General features: G+C 47.4%; 18 protein-coding genes. 13 read left to right on the top strand and 5 right to left on the bottom strand.

The genetic code is table 11. The features are described from left to right. Nucleotides 1–242: 242 nt before the first annotated feature. The 8 genes from NXS09_RS09285 (at nucleotide 243) to NXS09_RS09250 (ending at nucleotide 8,285) form a co-directional block, all read left to right on the top strand. Nucleotides 243–383, top strand: coding sequence for a hypothetical protein (locus NXS09_RS09285; protein WP_259292249.1), 141 nt, complete (start codon nucleotides 243–245; stop codon nucleotides 381–383). A 332-nt stretch (nucleotides 384–715) separates the two neighbouring features. Continuing rightward, nucleotides 716–2,431, top strand: a complete 1,716-nt coding sequence (recJ, locus tag NXS09_RS09280; RefSeq protein ID WP_259292248.1) for a single-stranded-DNA-specific exonuclease RecJ — start codon at nucleotides 716–718, stop codon at nucleotides 2,429–2,431. A 79-nt stretch (nucleotides 2,432–2,510) separates the two neighbouring features. Then, nucleotides 2,511–2,777, top strand: coding sequence for a glutaredoxin 3 (gene grxC / locus NXS09_RS09275; protein ID WP_259292247.1), 267 nt, complete (start codon nucleotides 2,511–2,513; stop codon nucleotides 2,775–2,777). A gap of 55 nt (nucleotides 2,778–2,832) precedes the next feature. Next, nucleotides 2,833–3,267 carry a protein-export chaperone SecB gene (gene secB, locus NXS09_RS09270; RefSeq protein WP_259292246.1) on the top strand — a complete coding sequence of 145 codons (435 nt, stop codon included), beginning with the start codon at nucleotides 2,833–2,835 and terminating at the stop codon, nucleotides 3,265–3,267. A 265-nt stretch (nucleotides 3,268–3,532) separates the two neighbouring features. Further along, the gene (trkA, locus tag NXS09_RS09265) at nucleotides 3,533–4,954 is read left to right on the top strand and encodes a Trk system potassium transporter TrkA (RefSeq protein WP_259292245.1); all 1,422 of its coding nucleotides are present in this window, start codon (nucleotides 3,533–3,535) and stop codon (nucleotides 4,952–4,954) included. Nucleotides 4,955–5,055: 101 nt separating this feature from the next. Continuing rightward, nucleotides 5,056–5,673 carry a phosphoribosylanthranilate isomerase gene (locus tag NXS09_RS09260; RefSeq protein WP_259292244.1) on the top strand — a complete coding sequence of 206 codons (618 nt, stop codon included), beginning with the start codon at nucleotides 5,056–5,058 and terminating at the stop codon, nucleotides 5,671–5,673. Nucleotides 5,674–5,840: 167 nt separating this feature from the next. Further along, nucleotides 5,841–7,043, top strand: a complete 1,203-nt coding sequence (gene trpB, locus NXS09_RS09255; protein ID WP_259292243.1) for a tryptophan synthase subunit beta — start codon at nucleotides 5,841–5,843, stop codon at nucleotides 7,041–7,043. Nucleotides 7,044–7,466: 423 nt separating this feature from the next. Beyond that, complete coding sequence (locus NXS09_RS09250) at nucleotides 7,467–8,285, top strand: factor H binding family protein (protein WP_259292242.1); 819 nt, start codon at nucleotides 7,467–7,469, stop codon at nucleotides 8,283–8,285. 84 nt (nucleotides 8,286–8,369) lie between these two features. Here the strand turns inward: NXS09_RS09250 and NXS09_RS09245 are convergent, their stop codons facing one another. The 3 genes from NXS09_RS09245 to NXS09_RS09235 form a co-directional block, all read right to left on the bottom strand. Beyond that, nucleotides 8,370–9,668 (bottom strand): adenylosuccinate synthase, encoded by a 1,299-nt coding sequence (locus NXS09_RS09245; RefSeq protein WP_259292241.1) that lies wholly within the window; start codon nucleotides 9,666–9,668, stop codon nucleotides 8,370–8,372. A 17-nt stretch (nucleotides 9,669–9,685) separates the two neighbouring features. Next, complete coding sequence (locus NXS09_RS09240; protein WP_259292240.1) at nucleotides 9,686–10,837, bottom strand: ATP phosphoribosyltransferase regulatory subunit; 1,152 nt, start codon at nucleotides 10,835–10,837, stop codon at nucleotides 9,686–9,688. Nucleotides 10,838–11,081: 244 nt separating this feature from the next. Next, on the bottom strand, nucleotides 11,082–12,254 hold the full coding sequence (locus NXS09_RS09235) for an alpha-hydroxy acid oxidase (RefSeq protein ID WP_259292239.1): 1,173 nt from the start codon (nucleotides 12,252–12,254) through the stop codon (nucleotides 11,082–11,084). Between the two features lie 454 nt (nucleotides 12,255–12,708). Between NXS09_RS09235 and iscR the strand changes: the two genes are divergently transcribed. From iscR to NXS09_RS09210, 5 genes are all read left to right on the top strand, one after another. After that, a complete protein-coding gene (gene iscR / locus NXS09_RS09230) occupies nucleotides 12,709–13,152 on the top strand; it encodes a Fe-S cluster assembly transcriptional regulator IscR (RefSeq protein WP_259292238.1) in 444 nt (147 codons plus the stop codon). 51 nt (nucleotides 13,153–13,203) lie between these two features. Beyond that, on the top strand, nucleotides 13,204–14,418 hold the full coding sequence (locus tag NXS09_RS09225) for an IscS subfamily cysteine desulfurase (protein WP_259292237.1): 1,215 nt from the start codon (nucleotides 13,204–13,206) through the stop codon (nucleotides 14,416–14,418). Between the two features lie 82 nt (nucleotides 14,419–14,500). Further along, nucleotides 14,501–14,884 (top strand): Fe-S cluster assembly scaffold IscU, encoded by a 384-nt coding sequence (gene iscU, locus NXS09_RS09220; protein ID WP_259292236.1) that lies wholly within the window; start codon nucleotides 14,501–14,503, stop codon nucleotides 14,882–14,884. Nucleotides 14,885–15,048: 164 nt separating this feature from the next. Then, nucleotides 15,049–15,369: an iron-sulfur cluster assembly protein IscA gene (gene iscA / locus NXS09_RS09215; RefSeq protein ID WP_151052443.1), complete on the top strand. Its 321-nt coding sequence runs from the start codon at nucleotides 15,049–15,051 to the stop codon at nucleotides 15,367–15,369. Nucleotides 15,370–15,634: 265 nt separating this feature from the next. Further along, nucleotides 15,635–16,171: an inorganic diphosphatase gene (locus NXS09_RS09210; RefSeq protein WP_259292235.1), complete on the top strand. Its 537-nt coding sequence runs from the start codon at nucleotides 15,635–15,637 to the stop codon at nucleotides 16,169–16,171. A 70-nt stretch (nucleotides 16,172–16,241) separates the two neighbouring features. Here NXS09_RS09210 and NXS09_RS09205 read toward each other — a convergent pair whose 3' ends face one another. Both NXS09_RS09205 and NXS09_RS09200 read right to left on the bottom strand, forming a co-directional pair. Further along, entirely contained in the window at nucleotides 16,242–17,276 is a 1,035-nt protein-coding gene (locus NXS09_RS09205) for an AbrB family transcriptional regulator (RefSeq protein ID WP_259292234.1), read from the bottom strand. Nucleotides 17,277–17,314: 38 nt separating this feature from the next. Then, on the bottom strand, nucleotides 17,315–18,808 hold the full coding sequence (locus NXS09_RS09200) for a tripartite tricarboxylate transporter permease (protein ID WP_259292233.1): 1,494 nt from the start codon (nucleotides 18,806–18,808) through the stop codon (nucleotides 17,315–17,317). Between the last annotated feature and the right edge of the window lie 11 nt (nucleotides 18,809–18,819).

The following is an 18,819-nucleotide window of genomic DNA, read 5'->3' as shown; positions in this document are numbered from 1 at the left end:
GCTGTTGGCTGCGTACACACTGATAATATTGTACGGCTTGGTATTTAAAGTCTAATGTATATTTGCTCATAAGAAAACTGCACCTTAATGGGTTGGAGGGGTGTCCAACTTTTGGGGTGCAGTTCAATATTTTCAGACGGCCTAGTTGTTTTACATGTAAAATATTCAACATATGGAATAATTTTTATTATTCCCAACCATTCTATTAAAAATTTAGTTATTTATTTTTTGAAAGATATGATATGAGAAATTTAATCTTTATATTATTAAGTAGTTCAATATTGATGGCCTGTCAGCAACAAGACGATAGTCAGCAACGCCGAGAAGAGCTTCGTAACTTAAATAAAGATATTTTAAAAAAACCATATAAAAGAAATGAATAAATACTTTTACTCAAACAAGCATTTCTAAGAACATAAGCTGAAAGGTTTCAGACGGCCTCTGGTAGGAGCGGATTCTCGAACCCAACATGGCACTATCAATACAATACTTAAACATTTCCATCATACCAACCATTTTGTCGGATACAAGTATCCGACAAAATGGTTTATGCTCAATTTAATTCTATTCTTAATTTTTCCTTTGGATTATAATTAAAAATGATTATTAATATAATTTAATATTTTTAACCTTAAAAAATAATAAAACATCCAAGCCGTCTGAAAATACTCATTCCGCGTTACAATAATACCTTTACCGCCCGCCCTGCTTTTTTATGTCTGTCAAAATCCGTACCCGTACTATCGATCAAACTGCCTGCCAAACCCTGATTCAAGCAGGTGCCGATCCGCTACTGGCGCGCCTATGCGCCGCCCGCCACATCACCACACCGGCAGAGTTAGACGACAAACTTAACGCCCTACTGCCCTATCAAACCCTGAAAAACTGTACCCAAGCCGCCGAAAGGCTGGCCGACGCCATTGAGCGCAAAGAAAAAATCCTGATTGTGGCCGACTATGATGCCGACGGCGCAACAGCCTGTACCGTCGGTGTAAAAGGTTTGAGCGCTATGGGTGCCAGGGTGGATTTTCTCGTTCCCAACCGTTTCGAACACGGCTACGGCCTTACCCCCGAACTGGCCGAGCTGGCCGCCGAACAAAATACCCAACTGCTGATTACGGTTGATAACGGCATTGCCAGCATAGCCGGCGTAGAACGGGCGCAACAGCTCGGCATTGATGTGATCATTACCGACCACCATCTGCCCGCCGATACCGTACCGAGCTGTATTATTGTCAATCCCAACCAACACGGCTGTACCTTCGCCAGTAAAAGCATGGCAGGCGTCGGTGTGATTTTTTATGTATTGATGGCATTGCGCGCCGAATTGAGACAACGCAGTTATTTCACCACCGCCCAAAATCCGCAACCCGGCCACCCCGAAGAACCCAATCTCGCCGAATATCTGGACTTGGTCGCCCTCGGCACCATTGCCGATGTCGTTTCTCTCGATCACAATAACCGCATTCTGGTGTCGCAAGGCCTGAAACGCATCCGTGCCGGCAAAATGCGCCCCGGTATCCGCGCCCTGTTTGAAATCGCACGGCGCGACTGGCGTAAAGCGCAACCGTTCGATATGGGCTTTGCCCTCGGCCCGCGCATCAATGCCGCCGGCAGACTGGATGATATGTCGGTCGGTATCGCCTGCCTGTTGGCAGACAATATTGAAGAGGGCCAAAGCCTCGCCGCTCGTTTGAACGATTTAAATATCGAGCGGCGTGAAATCGAACAATCCATGCTGCAAGATGCTATCAATGGTTTTCCGGAAACCCTGCCACCCGAACAAACCACATTGGTGGCTTATCGCGATGATTTCCATCAGGGTGTCGTCGGTATTGTCGCCAGCCGTCTGAAAGACCGTTTCTACCGCCCGACTATCGTCTTCGCTCCGGCCGGTGATGGCGAAGCCCGCGGCTCAGGCCGTTCCATTCCCGGACTACACCTGCGCGACGCACTTGATTTGGTATCGAAACGCCACCCCAATCTGATACTCAAATTCGGCGGACATGCCATGGCGGCCGGTTTAAGCATACATGCCGACAATATCCCTGCTTTTCAGACGGCCTTTGAACAAACGGTGAGCAGCCTGCTAGATGCGGACGATTTATCCCAAACCTATCTGACCGACGGCAGCCTGCCCGCTGCCGACATTACCCTTGCCCACGCCCAACACCTTGCCCGCCAAGTGTGGGGACAGGGATTCGCACCGCCGAGTTTTACCGATGAATTTGCCGTTATCCGCCAGCAGGCGATGGGGGTAAACCATAAAAAAGTATGGCTGCAAAAAGACGGCCATGAATTTGAAGCCATGTTTTGGCGTTGTACGGAAGAAATTCCGCCCAAAATACGCACGGTTTACCGCCCTGTCGCCAACGAATGGCGCAACAATATCGAACTGCAACTTTATATCGACTATTGGGAAGCCGCCTGAAACATCTTGTAAAAAAGCCGCATTGCCCATATAGTAAAAGAATAACTTTGCACGATTAAAAATAGGATAAGCCAATATTATGCAACCCGTTAAAATGTATACCGGCCCCTACTGCCCTTATTGCACTATGGCCAAAAAATTTTTAAATCAACAAGGTGTGACCGAGATAGAAGAAATCCGTGTCGATCAAAACCCTGAAGACTTCAGCGAAATGCAACAAATTACCGGCCGCCGCACCGTACCGCAAATTTTTATCGGTGAAACCCATGTCGGCGGATTCACCGATTTATACAGCCTACACCAGCAAGGCGGACTGCAAAGCCTGCTGGACGGCGAACAAGAATAAAGCTTCCCCCTTCCTGCTGCCTGCGCAGCACAATTTTTAGAAAGAAAGCGTAATTATGAGCGAAGAACTCCAACCTGTATTCAGCATTGAAAAACTGTATGTGAAAGACATGTCTTTAGAAGTGCCGCACGCACCTAAAGTCTTTTTAGAACAAGGCGAGCCGGAAGTTGATATGCGTGTTGCAACCGACAGCCAACAGCTTGAAGAAGGCTTCCACGAAGTCACCGTGACCGTTACCGTGACCGCCAAACTGGAAAACGACCGTGTGATGTTCCTCAACGAAGTATCGCAAAGCGGTATTTTCCGTTTGGAAAACATTCCCGAAGAAGATGTGAAACTGTTGTTGGCCGTAGCCTGCCCGAACATTCTCTTCCCATACGCACGCGAAGCGATTTCTTCAACCATCAGCCGCGCCGGCTTCCCGCCTGTATTGTTGGCACCGATTAACTTTGAAGCTATGTATCAGCAATCACAAGAAGCCAACGCTTAAGCCGTTGAGTTCTTTAATATATAATAGGCCGTCTGAATATTTTTCAGACGGCCTGTTTATCCATCCACACCGGCATGGCTTCAACTCTAATATCATTACGGATACACAACAGCCCGAATGATTTTATATGGCTGGCTGCCCGTATTATCCGTTTATTTCCACTCATTTACCCCTTGAATCACAACCTAAATCGGACTTTTCTTTAAAAAGCACCGAAACACCATTAAAATACAGCCTCTGATGACTGAATAAAACGGCATACAACGTGAAAATATTAATACTCGGCAGCGGACAAGTCGGCTCCACTGTTGCCAACAATCTTGCTTCCACTCCGGAAAACGATGTCACCATCATTGATATCGACGAACACGCCCTACACAATATGGCCAGCCGCTTGGATGTTCAAACCGTATTAGGAAACGGCGCCTCCCCAATGGTATTGGCGCAGGCAGGTGCGGCCGATTCCGATTTACTGCTGGCGCTAACCCGTAACGACGAAACCAATATCGTTGCCTGCAAACTGGCAGCCGATCTGTTTAATATCCCCAGCCGTATTGCACGCGTACGTTCGACCGACTATCTGGAATACCATATGGATAGTGCGTCCTCTTCCGATACGGAAAAAGAGCCGCAAAACAGCCTGTCTTGTTTCGACATTACCGAATCCATCAGCCCCGAACAATTGGTGACCGAACGGCTTATCGGCTTAATCAACTACACCAGCGCATTACAAGTATTGCGTTTTGCCAACGATAAAGCCCGTATGGTTATCGTGCAGGCACATAAAAGCGGCTTGCTGGTCGGCAAAGAAATTTCTCAGATTAACCTGCACCTGCCGGAAGGTGCCGATTGCCAGATTTGCGCCATATACCGCAATAACCATCTGATAGTCCCCTCTGCCCAAACCGTAATTATCGAAGGCGACGAGGTGTTTTTTGTGGCGGCAAGCGAAAACGTACCTGTTATCATGCGCGAACTGCGGCCGAAAGAGCAGCAAAACCGCCGTGTTATGATTGTCGGCGGTGGCAATATCGGCTACCGCTTAGCCAAGCAACTGGAAAAACAATACGACATTAAAATTATCGAATACAGTGCCACCCGTGCCGCATGGCTGGCTGAAAATCTCGACACTGCTTTAGTATTGCAAGGTTCCGCTTCCGATGAGGCCTTACTCGAAGCAGAATATATTGATGAAATAGATGTCTTCTGCGCCCTCACCAACGACGATGAAAACAATATTATGTCGAGTCTGTTGGCCAAAAATCTCGGTGCCAAAAGGGTGATTTCGATTGTAAACCGTTCCAGCTACGTTGATTTATTGGAAGGCAATAAAATCGATATCGTTGTTTCACCCCACTTGGTCACCATCGGCTCGATATTGGCCTATATCCGGCGCGGCGACGTAGTAGCCGTCCATCCCTTGCGCCGCGGCACGGCCGAAGCCATCGAAGCCATCGTTCATGGCGATAAGAACACTTCGGCGCTGGTCGGCAGGCGTGTATCCGAAGTCAAATGGCCGTCCGGCTGCCATGTCACCGCCATCGTGCGGGGCGACGAAGTGATTATGGGACACAAAGAAGATGCCGTTATAGAAGCCGACGACCATATTATCTTCTTCGTTTCCCGCCGCCGTGTCGTACGCGAATTGGAAAAACTAATTGAAGTCAAAATGGGCTTCTTCGGCTAATGAAGCTATTTACTCATATTTAGGCCGTCTGAAACTTTTTCAGACGGCCTCCCCAAATATAAAAAGCGTTCCTACTTGGAATCATAGAAAGCTGAAAGAATATGGTCAGAACCAAAATATGCGGGTTTACCCGCCCCGAAGATGCCCGTGCGGCAGCAGAATTAGGGGTGGATGCCATCGGTTTGGTGTTTTACGACAAAAGCAAAAGGGCTGTTAACATTCAACAAGCACAAGCCATTGTTGAAGCCCTACCGCCTTTTGTGAGTGTGGTCGGCTTATTTGTGAATGAAAGCGCCGAACGTATCAACGATATTCTGGCGCAAGTTCCCATTGATATTATTCAGTTTCACGGTGATGAAACACCCGAATTCTGCCGTGGTTTCAGACGGCCTTACATCAAAGCCGTACGCGTACAGGATACCGCCGGTATTACCGCAGCCATCGAGCAGTTTGCCGATGCCCGTGCGGTTTTATTCGATGCCTATGTCGACGGCGAATACGGCGGCACCGGACACCGCTTCGATTGGCAAATGCTACCTGAAACCCTATCCGGTCACTGGGTGCTTTCCGGCGGGCTCACCCCCGATAATACCGCCGCCGCGATTGCCCTCACCGGCGCAACGGCTATTGATGTTTCCAGCGGCGTAGAAAGTGCGCCCGGTATCAAATGCCCGCAAAAAATGGCCGCGTTTTTACAAGCCGCCCGTGCTGCAAAATAACCGGCATTGCCCCATAAATGCCAAAGCCGTCTGAAACGGTTTCAGACGGCCCAAGCCATCAAAACAAATATAACCGACAACAGCGAAACTGCTAAAATATAAATCCTTTCAGACGGCCTGCCGTCTCAACACCCCACACTGCTACCCAAATCACGAAAGATTGTTTTATGCAAAATTACCATTTCCCAGACCAACAAGGCTTTTTTGGCGAACACGGCGGTATTTATGTTTCCGAAACCCTGATTCCCGCATTAAAAGAATTAGCGCAAGCTTATCAGGAAGCCAAAAACGATCCCGCCTTTTGGGCAGCATTCCATCATGATTTAAAACATTATGTCGGCCGCCCCAGCCCTGTTTACCATGCCGAACGCCTCAGCCAAAAGCTCGGCGGCGCACAAATCTGGCTCAAGCGCGAAGACCTCAACCACACCGGTGCGCACAAAGTCAACAACACCATCGGGCAGGCGCTGTTAGCCAAACGTATGGGCAAAAAACGCGTGATTGCGGAAACCGGTGCCGGACAGCACGGGGTTGCCACCGCTACCGTTGCTGCCCGCTTCGGCATGGAATGCCATGTTTATATGGGTGCCGACGATATCCAACGCCAAGCGCCCAACGTATTCCGTATGAAACTGCTCGGTGCCAACGTTATCGGCGTAGAAAGCGGTTCGCGCACATTGAAAGACGCCATGAACGAAGCCATGCGCGAATGGGTCGCCCGCGTCGATGACACTTTCTATATTATCGGCACCGCCGCAGGCCCCGCGCCCTACCCCGAAATGGTGCGCGATTTCCAATGCGTAATCGGCAACGAAGCCAAAACCCAAATGCTCGAAGCCATCGGCAGACAACCTGATATTGCCGTTGCCTGCGTCGGCGGCGGTTCCAACGCCATCGGCCTGTTCCACCCTTATATAGCGGAAACCGGCGTGCGCTTAGTCGGTGTAGAAGCAGGCGGACTCGGCATCGACACCACCGAACATGCCGCCCCCATCAGCAGCAAAGCCCCTATCGGCGTCCTCCACGGTTTCCGCAGCTATCTGATGCAGGATGAGAACGGCCAAGTGGTCGGCACCCATTCCGTATCCGCCGGTTTGGACTATCCCGGCATCGGCCCCGAACACAGCCACCTTGCCGACATCGGCCGCGCCGAATACTACGCCGCCAATGACGATGCCGCACTGGAAGCTTTTGATTTATTGTGCCGCTACGAAGGCATTATCCCCGCCCTAGAATCCAGCCACGCCTTAGCTTGGGCTGTTGCCGAAGCGCCGAAAATGCAAAAAGACCAAGTGATTTTGGTCAACTTATCCGGCCGCGGCGATAAAGACATTAATACCGTTGCGAAACTAAAAGGTATTGAATTGTAAATAATTTCAATCAATTAGGCCGTCTGAAAATATTTTCAGACGGCCTAATTTAAATAATACGGTTCTCAATATTAATAGCTTTATTTATTTTTCAAACCATCACATTCTATAAATACTGAATCAGAATACAACCAAATATCTAAAATGTGTATAAAAAAACAACAATGAGATATAAATGATATATTTATATCTCATTGTTGTTTAAAGCATTTTAAAGTTTACATCCCTATTTACATAAAAACCATTTATTATGCAAATAGGGATATATTATTTTTTGTTAAAATTATTATTACCCGCATAATGATAATGAAAGGATACTGATAATAGGTTTTTTCTTCATTCATATTTTTTAGGTTTCCATATAGGGAAATCCATCCATTTTTATTTATCAAATTAGAGGTTAAAATAATGAAATCCATATCTATGGCAGCAATTGGTTGTGCCCTACTGTTAAGTGCTTGCGGCAGTGGTGGCGGTAACGGTAATGCGCTCAATACAGGTTCTACAAATACAGCAACGCCTCGTCTCAACGAAATCGAAATACAATCACAATTCGAAAATCGTATCACCGAATCCTATGTCGTCATTGATGGGCGCCGATACCAAATCGGTGACAAAATGGATATTTCCCAACTCCCGCAAGGTTTAACCGTACAACCTTTAGAAGTCACAGTAAAAAATATACAGGATGGGACTGAAGTTGAGAAATATACGGGTGAAATGCGAATTTATAAACAAAATTACTCGGTTATTGCACAAAGGTATTATGATAAATCACATAGTTTGACTAATCCAAACGCCCAACCCCGTCTAGCAGAATACGCGTTAACCGATCCGTTTTGGAGCTCAACCCCATTGGCCAATCTACCCCAACAGGGTAATTACACTTACAAAGGCCTAGCCATCGGAGCAAAAGAACAAGGCAACCTTGAATACACTGTCAACTTTGATCAACGTACAGGTAGCGGTACAATCACAGGGTTCAAAGAATCAGGTACAATCAGCCTGTTGCCTTCTAGAATTAAAGAAATTAAGGACGATGTAAGCACCACTTTCTCTGGAATAGAAGGTGTTGCAACAGCCGAATCAAAAAAATTCTCAGAGGGTGATTATAGATTAGGCTTTGCTGGTCCTGCTGCCGAAGAAATTATTGGCGATGTAATCATTAACCCGGATCATGCACAATTAAAACCTAATGAACAACCTTCATATATTGAAATTGATTTTGCCGGCAAGCGTTAATCATTATTTCTATAATTAAAAATAAACAAGGCCGTCTGAAAATATTTTCAGACGGCCTTTTATTTAATCAGCGCAGATAGCCAATCAAGCAAACGGATGTTGCAAAACAATGGTTTCTTCACGGTCGGGGCCGGTTGATACAATCGCTACCGGTGCGCCGCATACTTCTTCAATACGTTTCAAATATGCTTTGGCATTATCGGGCAGCTTATCGAATTCTTTCACCCCGAAAGTCGATTCCGTCCAACCCGGCATGGTTTCATAAATCGGTTCGCAATCGGCAACGGCATTGGCACCAAAAGGCAAAATATCGGTTTTGCTACCGTCGGGCAATTGGTAGCCGGTACAGATTTTGATTTCTTCAATACCGTCCATCACGTCCAGTTTGGTAATACACATGCCGGAAATGCCGTTAATCTGAATCGAGCGTTTTAAAGCTGCGGCATCAAACCAACCGCAACGGCGGGCACGTCCGGTCACGGAACCGAATTCATGACCGCGCTCGGCCAAACCGGCACCGATTTCATCAAACAATTCGGTCGGGAACGGGCCCGAACCCACACGGGTCGTATAGGCTTTCACAATACCGAGCACATAATTCAGCATTTGCGGCGGCACACCGGCACCTGCAGAAGCCGCACCGGCCAAGCAGTTGGATGAGGTAACAAACGGATAAGTACCATAGTCGATATCCAACAGCGTACCTTGCGCACCTTCAAACAGCAGATTTTCGCCTTTTTGATTTTTTTCATATAGGGTACGCGATACATCGGCAATCATCGGTCTGATACGCGTACAGAATTTTTCCACAACGGCCAACACATCTTCAAATTTAACCGCTTCGGCACCATGCAGATGTTTTAATTGAACATTGTAATATTCGATATTGCTTTCTAGCTTAGCTTTTAATTTTTCAATATCGAATAAATCCACCATACGGATGGCACGACGGGCTACTTTGTCTTCATAAGCCGGGCCGATACCGCGACCTGTCGTACCGATTTTTCTGCTGCCGCGGGAAGCTTCGCGCGCCTGATCCAGAGCAATATGGTATGGCAGAATCAAAGTGGCGGTCGGAGCGATTTTCAGACGGCCTTCCACGTTTTTTACACCAGCCTGATTTAATTCGTCGATTTCGCCCAATAATGCTTCCGGACTCACCACTACACCTGAACCAATAAAGCATTCTAGATTTTCATGTAGGATACCGCTGGGAATCAGGCGCAGAATGGTTTTCTTGCCGCCCACTACCAAAGTATGACCTGCATTATGGCCGCCTTGAAAACGTACCACGCCGGAAGTTTGTTCCGCCAACCAGTCTACAATTTTACCCTTGCCTTCGTCGCCCCATTGGGCACCGATAACCACTACGTTTTTAGCCATAATTTCCAACCTGTTATTTACACGTCAATAATGTTCCACTTACCATCTTGCTCGACAAGACGGCGCGTCGTATTTTTTTTACCGTTATAGTCCATCCCGTAATCCACAACCACACTATGCCCTTCGGCACGCAATTGTTCGATCACTTCACGCGCGGCTGCCACATCTTTACGGTCTACCGCAATCATCGGCATGCGCGGGCTATGCGGCAAACGCCCGATAAACATGCGTAAATCGAAACTGAAGCCTGTTGCCGGACGTGCGCGGCCGAAATAAGCACCCAAACCGTCATAACGACCGCCACGCGCTATCGCATCATGACAAGTCGAGCCATAAGCAGCATAGAGTAATCCGGTGTGATAGTTATCGACACGCAACTCCGATAAATCAATATGGATATTTTGTTGCGGGAAAGCATCGCAAACAGCCTGCAGTTCATCTAATGCCTGCCCGACTGCGAATAAATCGGGCAGTTTTTCACGCGCTTCGGCCACCACTTCCCGCGAGCCATATAAAGTCGGCAGCAGCGCAAAAGCCTTTGCCCACATGCCGTCGAGCTTCCACGCTTCGACTTGTTCGCGTACTTCGTCGGCATCTTTATCCTGCATTAACGACAACAATTGTTCCGCCTGCCGTTCGCTTAAATCGGCCGCTTTAGCCAATGCACGGAAGACACCGATATGCCCGAGCGACAATAAAATATCGCCAAACTCAGCAACAGAAACACTTTTCAGCATTAAATCGATTAATTCGACATCGGCCGCCACGTCGGCAAAGCCGTAAAGCTCCGCGCCCACCTGCAAAGGTTCGCGCGTATTCAAAAAGCCGTCCGGCCGGGCATGCAATACCGAACCGGCATAGCATAAGCGGTTAATACCATTATTGGCCGACAACAAATGGGCATCGATACGCGCAACCTGCGGGGTAATATCGGCGCGGATACCTAATTGTCTACCGCTGAGCTGATCGACCACACGGATGGTTTTCAATGATAATCCGGCATCGATGCGGGTAAGTAGAGAATGGCTGTATTCCATTAAAGGCGGGTGCACAAGCTCATATCCGTGCACGCGGAACAAACCTAATAATTGTTCGCGCACACTTTCCAATTCGCGTGCGGTCGAGGGTAATATATCGGCAATATGTTCGGGTAGCTGCCAAGACTGCATGAGACTCTTTCCGTAAGCATAAGGAAGGCTGCTTAACTTAAAATCGGGCAGAATCTAAACAACTCTGCGGAAAACCTGATTTTAATTCAAACAGCCCCGTACGGCAGACAAATCCGCCGCGTGATGATTAAAATCAGACTTTAACATAAAACAACAAATTCGTGCAGCCTGTTTTGAACACATCAAAACAAAGGCCGTCTGAATAGTTTTCAGACGGCCTTGATATACTTAAATCTGCCGGATATTAATCCGTGGTTGTCGGGTAAGTGCCTTTAATCAAAATATCGCGGGTCACATCATGAATATTGCGGTTACCGGTAAAGGCCATAGAAATATCCATCTCTTTATAAAGGATTTCCAGCGCACGGGTGACACCTTCTTCACCGTAAGCACCCAAGCCATAAAGGAAGGCACGACCGATCATGGTACCGCGCGCACCCAAAGCCCAAGCCTTAAGAATATCCTGGCCGCTGCGGATGCCGCTATCGAGCCAGACTTCAATATCATTACCCACCGCGCTTACAATATCCGGCAGGGCTTTAATAGAAGAAATCGTGTCGTCAAGCTGGCGTCCGCCGTGATTGGAAACCACCAACGCATCGGCACCGCTTTTCACGGCCAATTCCGCATCTTCAGGTTCCATCACCCCTTTCAGAATCAGTTTGCCGCCCCATAAATCTTTAATACGAGCCACATCATCCCAGCTCAAACCGGGGTCGAACTGTTCTGCAGTCCAAGACGACAGCGAAGACAAATCGGTCACATTTTTTGCATGGCCGACAATATTGCCGAATGTACGCCGCTTGGTATTCAACATTTTCATACACCATTCCGGCTTGGTGGCCAGATTAATCATATTAGGAATAGTCGGTTTTGGTGGCGCAGACAAACCGTTTTTAATATCTTTATGACGCTGACCCAACACTTGCAAATCCACCGTTAGAATCAATGCCGAACATTGTGCCGCTTGGGCGCGCTTAACCAAATTCTCCATAAACTCACGGTCGCGCATCACATAAAGCTGAAACCAGAAAGGCGCACTGGTATTTTCTGCAATATCTTCAATCGAACAAATAGACATGGTAGAAAGCGAAAAAGGCACACCGAATTTTTCCGCCGCACGGGCAGCCAAAATTTCACCATCGGCATGTTGCATACCGGTGAAGCCTGTCGGGGCAATCGCAACCGGCATTTTCACATCTTGGCCGATCATTTTGGTTTCCAAACTGCGGTTTTCCATATCCACCAAAATACGTTGACGGAATTTAATATCTTGGAAATCAGAGGTATTGTCACGATAAGTTCTTTCAGTCCACGACCCCGAATCGGCATAATCGTAAAACATTTTCGGTACTTTACGTTGTGCCATAAGGCGCAAATCTTCGATACAGGTCATCTTACTCAAATCACGTTTCATGTCGTCTACCTTAAAAAATACATTGTTTCTGTTAGCAATAAATCAAAATCATTTCAGACGGCCTATTTACCCGCCATCTGAAAATCTTTACCAATCTATACCAAGCTTCTATAGATTGCAAATGCTTTTATTAATATCAAGCATAATCCCAATAACCATAAAACATAACGGCTACAAACCGTTTCAGTCTTATTATTTTATGGTTTCATGAACTTTAACGCCTTTTGCATCATATCATTCATTGTTTTTACTTTCTATCTAAAAACCCATTATCTCCGCTTGTATATTCATATATTCGCCATCATATTTTTAAGGTCTACTGAAAAAATATTATCGTATTCATAGCGGCAATCAATCTTTCAAACACATATACTTGACTAAATCACTCAGATATTAGACAATCGCCCTCAAGATATAACACAAACCCACCGAATAATTTTAAAACAGGCACACCATGCGACTGACCACCAAAGGCCGCTTTGCCGTTACTGCCATGATAGATTTGGCGATGAACGCTCAAAGCGGTGCGGTAAAATTAAGCGCCATTAGCGAGAGGCAGAATATTTCCCTCTCCTATTTGGAACAACTGTTCAGCAAGCTTCGTCGAGCCGAATTGGTAGAGAGCCTACGCGGCCCCGGCGGCGGATATATCCTTGCCGCCCCCGCCACCCAAATCAATATTGCCCAAATTATTGCCGCCGCAGAAGACTGCCTTGATGCAACACAATGCGGCAGCAAAGGAAACTGCAATAACGGGCATGCTTGCGTCACCCACGAACTATGGGAAAGTCTGAATAAAATCATTAATGACTACCTAAGCAATGTGACCTTACAAAACGTGGTTGACCAAAACAGCGAAAACCAAGACCAAGTGATTAATTTTACCCATATTCATTAAATGTGAATGATACGAATCATATATCAATAAAAACGAAAGAGACCACCGACCATGACAGTCAAAACCCCTATATACCTCGACTACGCTGCCACTACACCGGTTGACCCGCGTGTTGCAGAAAAAATGATTCCCTACCTTACCGAACAATTCGGCAACCCCGCATCCAATAGCCATAGTTTCGGCTGGACGGCAGAAGAAGCGGTTGAAAATGCCCGTGAGGAAATTGCCAAGCTGATTAATGCAGATTCTAAAGAAATCATCTTCACCAGCGGTGCAACCGAATCGGATAATCTGGCGATTAAAGGTGCGGCACATTTTTATCAAACCAAAGGCAAACACCTGATTACCGTGAAAACCGAGCACAAAGCCGTGCTGGATACCATGCGCGAATTAGAGCGCCAAGGTTTTGAAGTCACCTATTTAGGTGTACAAGATAACGGCCTGATTGATCTGGAAGAATTCAAAGCCGCTATCCGCCCCGATACCATTTTGGTTTCGGTTATGTGGGTGAACAATGAAATCGGTGTGATTCAAGATATTCCCGCAATCGGCGAAATCTGCCGCGAGAAAAAAATTATCTTCCACGTTGACGCTGCCCAAGCTGCCGGTAAAACACCGATTGACGTAGAAGCCGCCAAAGTAGATTTAATGAGCTTATCCGCCCACAAAATTTACGGCCCTAAAGGTATCGGCGCTATGTATGTACGCCGCAAACCGCGTGTACGCCTTGAAGCACAAATGCACGGCGGCGGTCATGAACGCGGCTTCCGCAGCGGTACATTGCCGACACACCAAATCGTCGGCATGGGCGAAGCCTTCCGCCTGGCGCGCGAAGAGTTGGATAAAGACCGCGAACACGCTTTGAAATTACGCGATATCTTCCTAAAAGGTATCGAGGGCATTGAAGAAGTTTATATCAACGGCGATTTAAACAAACGCGTACCGACCAACCTGAATGTCAGCTTTAACTTTGTAGAGGGCGAAAGCCTGATTATGGCCGTGAAAGAATTGGCGGTTTCCAGCGGTTCGGCCTGTACATCCGCCTCCTTAGAGCCCTCGTATGTATTGCGTGCTTTAGGCCGTAACGACGAATTGGCCCACTCTTCCCTACGCATTAGCTTCGGCCGCATGACAACAGAAGAAGAAATGGCCTACGCAGCCAATCTGATTAAATCCAAAATCGGCAAACTGCGCGAACTTTCCCCATTATGGGAAATGTTTAAAGAAGGCATTGACTTGAATACTGTAGAATGGGCCGAACATTAAGAATAACCAGAAACAACCGGCCGTCTGAAACGGTTTCAGACGGCCCTACGAAACGAACAAACCATACAAAAGGAACCCTATCATGGCATATAGCGATAAAGTAATTGATCATTACGAAAATCCCCGTAACGTCGGCTCATTCGACAAAGACGATAACGATGTCGGCACCGGCATGGTCGGCGCACCGGCCTGCGGCGACGTAATGAAACTGCAAATCAAAGTAAACGATAACGGCGTAATTGAAGATGCCAAATTTAAAACCTACGGTTGCGGCTCAGCCATTGCCTCTTCATCACTGATTACCGAATGGGTAAAAGGCAAAAGCTTAGACGAAGCCTTATCGATTAAAAACAACCAAATTGCCGAAGAGCTGGAGTTACCTCCGGTAAAAGTACACTGCTCCATCTTGGCCGAAGACGCGATTAAAGCTGCGGTTTCCGACTATAAAAAGAAACACAGCAGCTAATAAAGATGCGGGTGGGCTCAGCCCTATCCGACCGCAGCGGCATAGGTTCCAACCATTGCCGCCGTTGGCACTGATAACGGTTTCTTTTAATCCCCCCGAAATGGCAGCCGGCATATTGGCTGAAGTATGTCGGCATGCCAAATTTAGAATGGAAACAAACAGACATGATTACCCTTACTGAAAAAGCAGCCAATCATATCCAAAACTTTCTCACCAAACGTGGCAAAGGCGAAGGTATCCGCTTGGGCGTGAAAACCAGCGGTTGCTCAGGCATGGCCTATACTTTGGAGTTTGTGGATGAAGTCCAACCCGAAGATATGGTTTTTGAAGGTTTCGGCGTGAAAGTCTTTGTCGATCCCAAAAGCCACGTTTATTTAGACGGCACCGAATTGGACTACACCAAAGAAGGCTTGCAGGAAGGCTTTAAATTCCAAAACCCGAACGTAAAAGACGAATGCGGTTGCGGCGAAAGCTTCCACGTTTGATTTACCCCCTATTATTCAGTTTCAGACGGCCTGTTTTCAATCACATAGGCCGTCTGAAAGCCATTTGCCATAATCTCAATACCCTATCTGATTTTATGGCATCATAAAATTTTAGGCCGTCTGAAATATTTTTTCAGACGGCCTTTGCCATATTATCAAAATCATCCATAAAGCTCCTCATTCAACCCATACGGCCATTAGGTTTCAGCAGCAGATATGCTATACTCGCCCCCATCCGAAACCGATACGAATCAAGGAAAATACAATGGCTGATTTCAATAAAATCCTGACACCCGGCGATGTAGACGGCGGCATTATCAACGTTGTCAACGAAATCCCTGCCGGCAGCAACCACAAAATCGAATGGAACCGCAAAGTGGCCGCCTTCCAACTCGACCGCGTAGAACCGGCTATTTTTGCCAAACCGACCAACTACGGCTTTATTCCGCAAACATTAGATGAAGACGGCGACGAGCTCGATGTATTACTGGTTACCGAACAACCTTTGGCAACCGGCGTCTTTTTGGAAGCCAAAGTTATCGGCGTGATGAAATTTGTCGACGATGGCGAAGTAGACGACAAAATCGTATGCGTACCGGCCGACGACCGCAACAACGGCAACGCCTATAACAGCCTGAGCGACTTACCCGCCCAATTAATCAAACAAATCGAATTCCATTTCAACAACTACAAAGCACTGAAAAAACCCGGCTCTACCCAAGTACAATCATGGGGCGATGTAGCAGAAGCCAAAGCCGTGATTAAAGAATCTATCGAACGCTGGAATGCGCAAGCAAAATAAAGCTTCTTTTATTAAAACAAGCCGTCTGAAACCTTTCAGACGGCTTGTTTTATAAAGCAGAATCCATTAATCATTTCACAATGAAGCGGGCAAAGAAATGATGCAACACATCGGCCGTACCAATCACCACCAACATTCTGGAAACATGAAACGCCGTCACCAAAGGCACGCCTAATTGTAAGGTTTTGGCCGTAATCGTCATTTCCGTTACCCCGCCCGGCGCCAGCCCCAGCCCCAACGTAGGCAATGAAACCGCCACCGTATTCGCCAATAAATATGTCGCCAATGCGGTTAACAACAACGAAACCGCCACATTAACCGCCACCACCGCCAACAAACGCGGCGCGCTTCGGAAAAAACCCGGTACAAATTTATTGCCCAACGACCAACCGATAAAAATCTGGCTGATATGTGAAATAGACGACGGAATAGCCGAAAAATGAATATTACACAACGTCAATAAAGTGGCGGCAGCTAACGGGCCGAATGTCCAAGCGTTTGTCCACCTAAGCCGTTCAAACAAACGTGCACACACATAGCCGCATGCAAACAACCCAAGCAATCCGACCCAGTGAACAGACGTGTTATAGGCCAAATTACCGCTATCGGTATTATGGAAACCCATATATTGATAAAAAAACGGCACAATGGTCACAATCATCAGCACCCGCAAAGAATGTGCCGACACCACTTTAGCGATATCCGCTCCCTTCTCAACAGCCATATAAGCCATCTGACTGGCACCGCCCATAGCCGACGCATACCAAGCCGTTGCAAAATCAACCTTAGCACGGCGATACATAAACACACTGCCGAGAATACCCAGCGACAGGGAAAACAACATGCCGAAGATCATCAGCGGCCAATAAGTCAGCAATATCGCCGCCATCTGCGGAGTAAAATATAAGCCCAGTGAAAGGCCGATAACCATCAGACCTACTTTGGTAGACCATGCCGGTGCACGAACCGGCACCCCGTTCAATCCAAAAACAGCCGTTGCCAGCAACGGGCCAAGCAGCCAAGGAATCGGTATATGGGTGACATCGGCCAACCAAGCACCGCCCAAAGCAATCATAAAACCGGATAGATATTTTATAGGAGCCATTATTCAGCCACTCTCGAAAGCCGATTCCCCTGCCTGTTTTAAGCCGTTTTACGGCGACGCCACCAACGATAAATCGGTAACAACACCATCAATAACGAAAGCACCCATAAAGCTTGAGTAATCGTACCTTCAAATAAAATCCCCACCTCACCTTGTGAAATAGACAATGCACGGCGTAAGCTCGATTCCATCAGCTCACCCAATACATAGCCCAAAATCAGCGCGGAAAGCGGAAAGTTCAATTTGCGTAAAATATAGCCAAACACCCCTAAGCCCACCATCAGCACCAAGTCAAACGTTGTACTATGAATAGCATACACGCCGACAAAGCTCACCGCCGCAATCGCAGGAATCAAAATATAGTTGGGAATATTGAGCAGCTTGGCAAAAAAACCGACTAAGGGGATATTCAGCGCCAATAAAATGACATTACCGATAAACAGCGATGCAATCAAGCCCCAAACGATATCGGGCTGTTCGCTGAACAACTGCGGGCCGGGTGTGATATTGTAGAGCGTTAACGCACCCATCATCACTGCCGTTGTACCCGAACCGGGCACACCCAAGGTCAACATCGGAATAAACGAACCGCAGGCAGAAGCATTATTAGCCGCTTCAGGCGCAGCAATGCCACGCAAATCACCTTCACCGAAACGGCCTTCTTTACCGGCAATTTTCTTTTCATTGGTATACGACATCGCACTGGCAATAGTCGCCCCCGCGCCGGGCAACACGCCGATAAAAAAGCCGGCTATCCCACTACGGACCATCGCGCCCACGCTAAACAAAAACTCTTTCAACGTAAACAACGTGCGCTTACCCTGAACCAAAGCCTGTTGGCCTTTTTCCGTACCTTCCAGCATAATCAGAATCTCACTGACACTGAAAAATCCGATCACAATCGTTGTAAACTGAATGCCGTCTGAAAGGTTAACCGAATCGAAAGTAAAGCGGTATACACCTGTCACCGCATCCACGCCCACCATGGCCAGACTCAAACCAATTAACGCCGATACAGCGGTTTTCACAGGCTGGTCGCTAATCAACCCGCTTAAACAGGTAATCGCAAATACCATCAAAACAAAATACTCTGCCGGCCCGAACGCAATCGCCCATTCAGCCAACAGCGGCGCAAACAACACCACCCCGATGGTCGCAATAATGCTGCCGACAAACGAGCTGACCGCCGATAACGACAACGCAATCCCTGCCTTACCCTGCTTGGCCAACGGATAACCGTCAAGCGTAGACATAATCGCCGCCGCATCGCCGGGCACATTAATCAAAATAGCCGAAATCCGCCCGCCGTATTCGCAACCCAAATAAACCGAAGCCAATAAAATCAACGCCGATTCCGGCGACAAGCCCATCGCAAAAGCAAACGGCAGCAATAAAGCCACACCGTTAATCGGCCCCAATCCGGGCAGCATCCCCACAATGGTGCCGATAAATGCCCCGGCCAGTGCCAACAACAGATTTCCCGGAAGCAAAGCCACCTGAAAACCCGACATCAAATATTCTAAAGTGCCCATCTCTCTGTTCC

The organism is Neisseria montereyensis, from assembly GCF_024834045.1.
Taxonomy (GTDB): domain Bacteria; phylum Pseudomonadota; class Gammaproteobacteria; order Burkholderiales; family Neisseriaceae; genus Neisseria; species Neisseria montereyensis.
This window is presented reverse-complemented; position numbering and strand designations above follow the sequence as displayed.

Excerpts from the sequence above, each read along its gene's own strand:
- NXS09_RS09235 (WP_259292239.1), bottom strand. The coding sequence starts at position 12,254 with ATGAAACGTGATTTGAGTAAGATGACCTGTATCGAAGATTTGCGCCTT.
- NXS09_RS09240 (WP_259292240.1), bottom strand. The coding sequence starts at position 10,837 with ATGCAGTCTTGGCAGCTACCCGAACATATTGCCGATATATTACCCTCG.
- grxC (WP_259292247.1), top strand. The coding sequence starts at position 2,511 with ATGCAACCCGTTAAAATGTATACCGGCCCCTACTGCCCTTATTGCACT.
- NXS09_RS09250 (WP_259292242.1), top strand. The coding sequence starts at position 7,467 with ATGGCAGCAATTGGTTGTGCCCTACTGTTAAGTGCTTGCGGCAGTGGT.
- NXS09_RS09205 (WP_259292234.1), bottom strand. The coding sequence starts at position 17,276 with ATGGCTCCTATAAAATATCTATCCGGTTTTATGATTGCTTTGGGCGGT.
- NXS09_RS09245 (WP_259292241.1), bottom strand. The coding sequence starts at position 9,668 with ATGGCTAAAAACGTAGTGGTTATCGGTGCCCAATGGGGCGACGAAGGC.
- NXS09_RS09200 (WP_259292233.1), bottom strand. The coding sequence starts at position 18,808 with ATGGGCACTTTAGAATATTTGATGTCGGGTTTTCAGGTGGCTTTGCTT.
- trpB (WP_259292243.1), top strand. The coding sequence starts at position 5,841 with ATGCAAAATTACCATTTCCCAGACCAACAAGGCTTTTTTGGCGAACAC.
- secB (WP_259292246.1), top strand. The coding sequence starts at position 2,833 with ATGAGCGAAGAACTCCAACCTGTATTCAGCATTGAAAAACTGTATGTG.
- NXS09_RS09260 (WP_259292244.1), top strand. The coding sequence starts at position 5,056 with ATGGTCAGAACCAAAATATGCGGGTTTACCCGCCCCGAAGATGCCCGT.
- NXS09_RS09225 (WP_259292237.1), top strand. The coding sequence starts at position 13,204 with ATGACAGTCAAAACCCCTATATACCTCGACTACGCTGCCACTACACCG.
- NXS09_RS09210 (WP_259292235.1), top strand. The coding sequence starts at position 15,635 with ATGGCTGATTTCAATAAAATCCTGACACCCGGCGATGTAGACGGCGGC.
- iscR (WP_259292238.1), top strand. The coding sequence starts at position 12,709 with ATGCGACTGACCACCAAAGGCCGCTTTGCCGTTACTGCCATGATAGAT.
- iscA (WP_151052443.1), top strand. The coding sequence starts at position 15,049 with ATGATTACCCTTACTGAAAAAGCAGCCAATCATATCCAAAACTTTCTC.
- recJ (WP_259292248.1), top strand. The coding sequence starts at position 716 with ATGTCTGTCAAAATCCGTACCCGTACTATCGATCAAACTGCCTGCCAA.
- iscU (WP_259292236.1), top strand. The coding sequence starts at position 14,501 with ATGGCATATAGCGATAAAGTAATTGATCATTACGAAAATCCCCGTAAC.
- NXS09_RS09285 (WP_259292249.1), top strand. The coding sequence starts at position 243 with ATGAGAAATTTAATCTTTATATTATTAAGTAGTTCAATATTGATGGCC.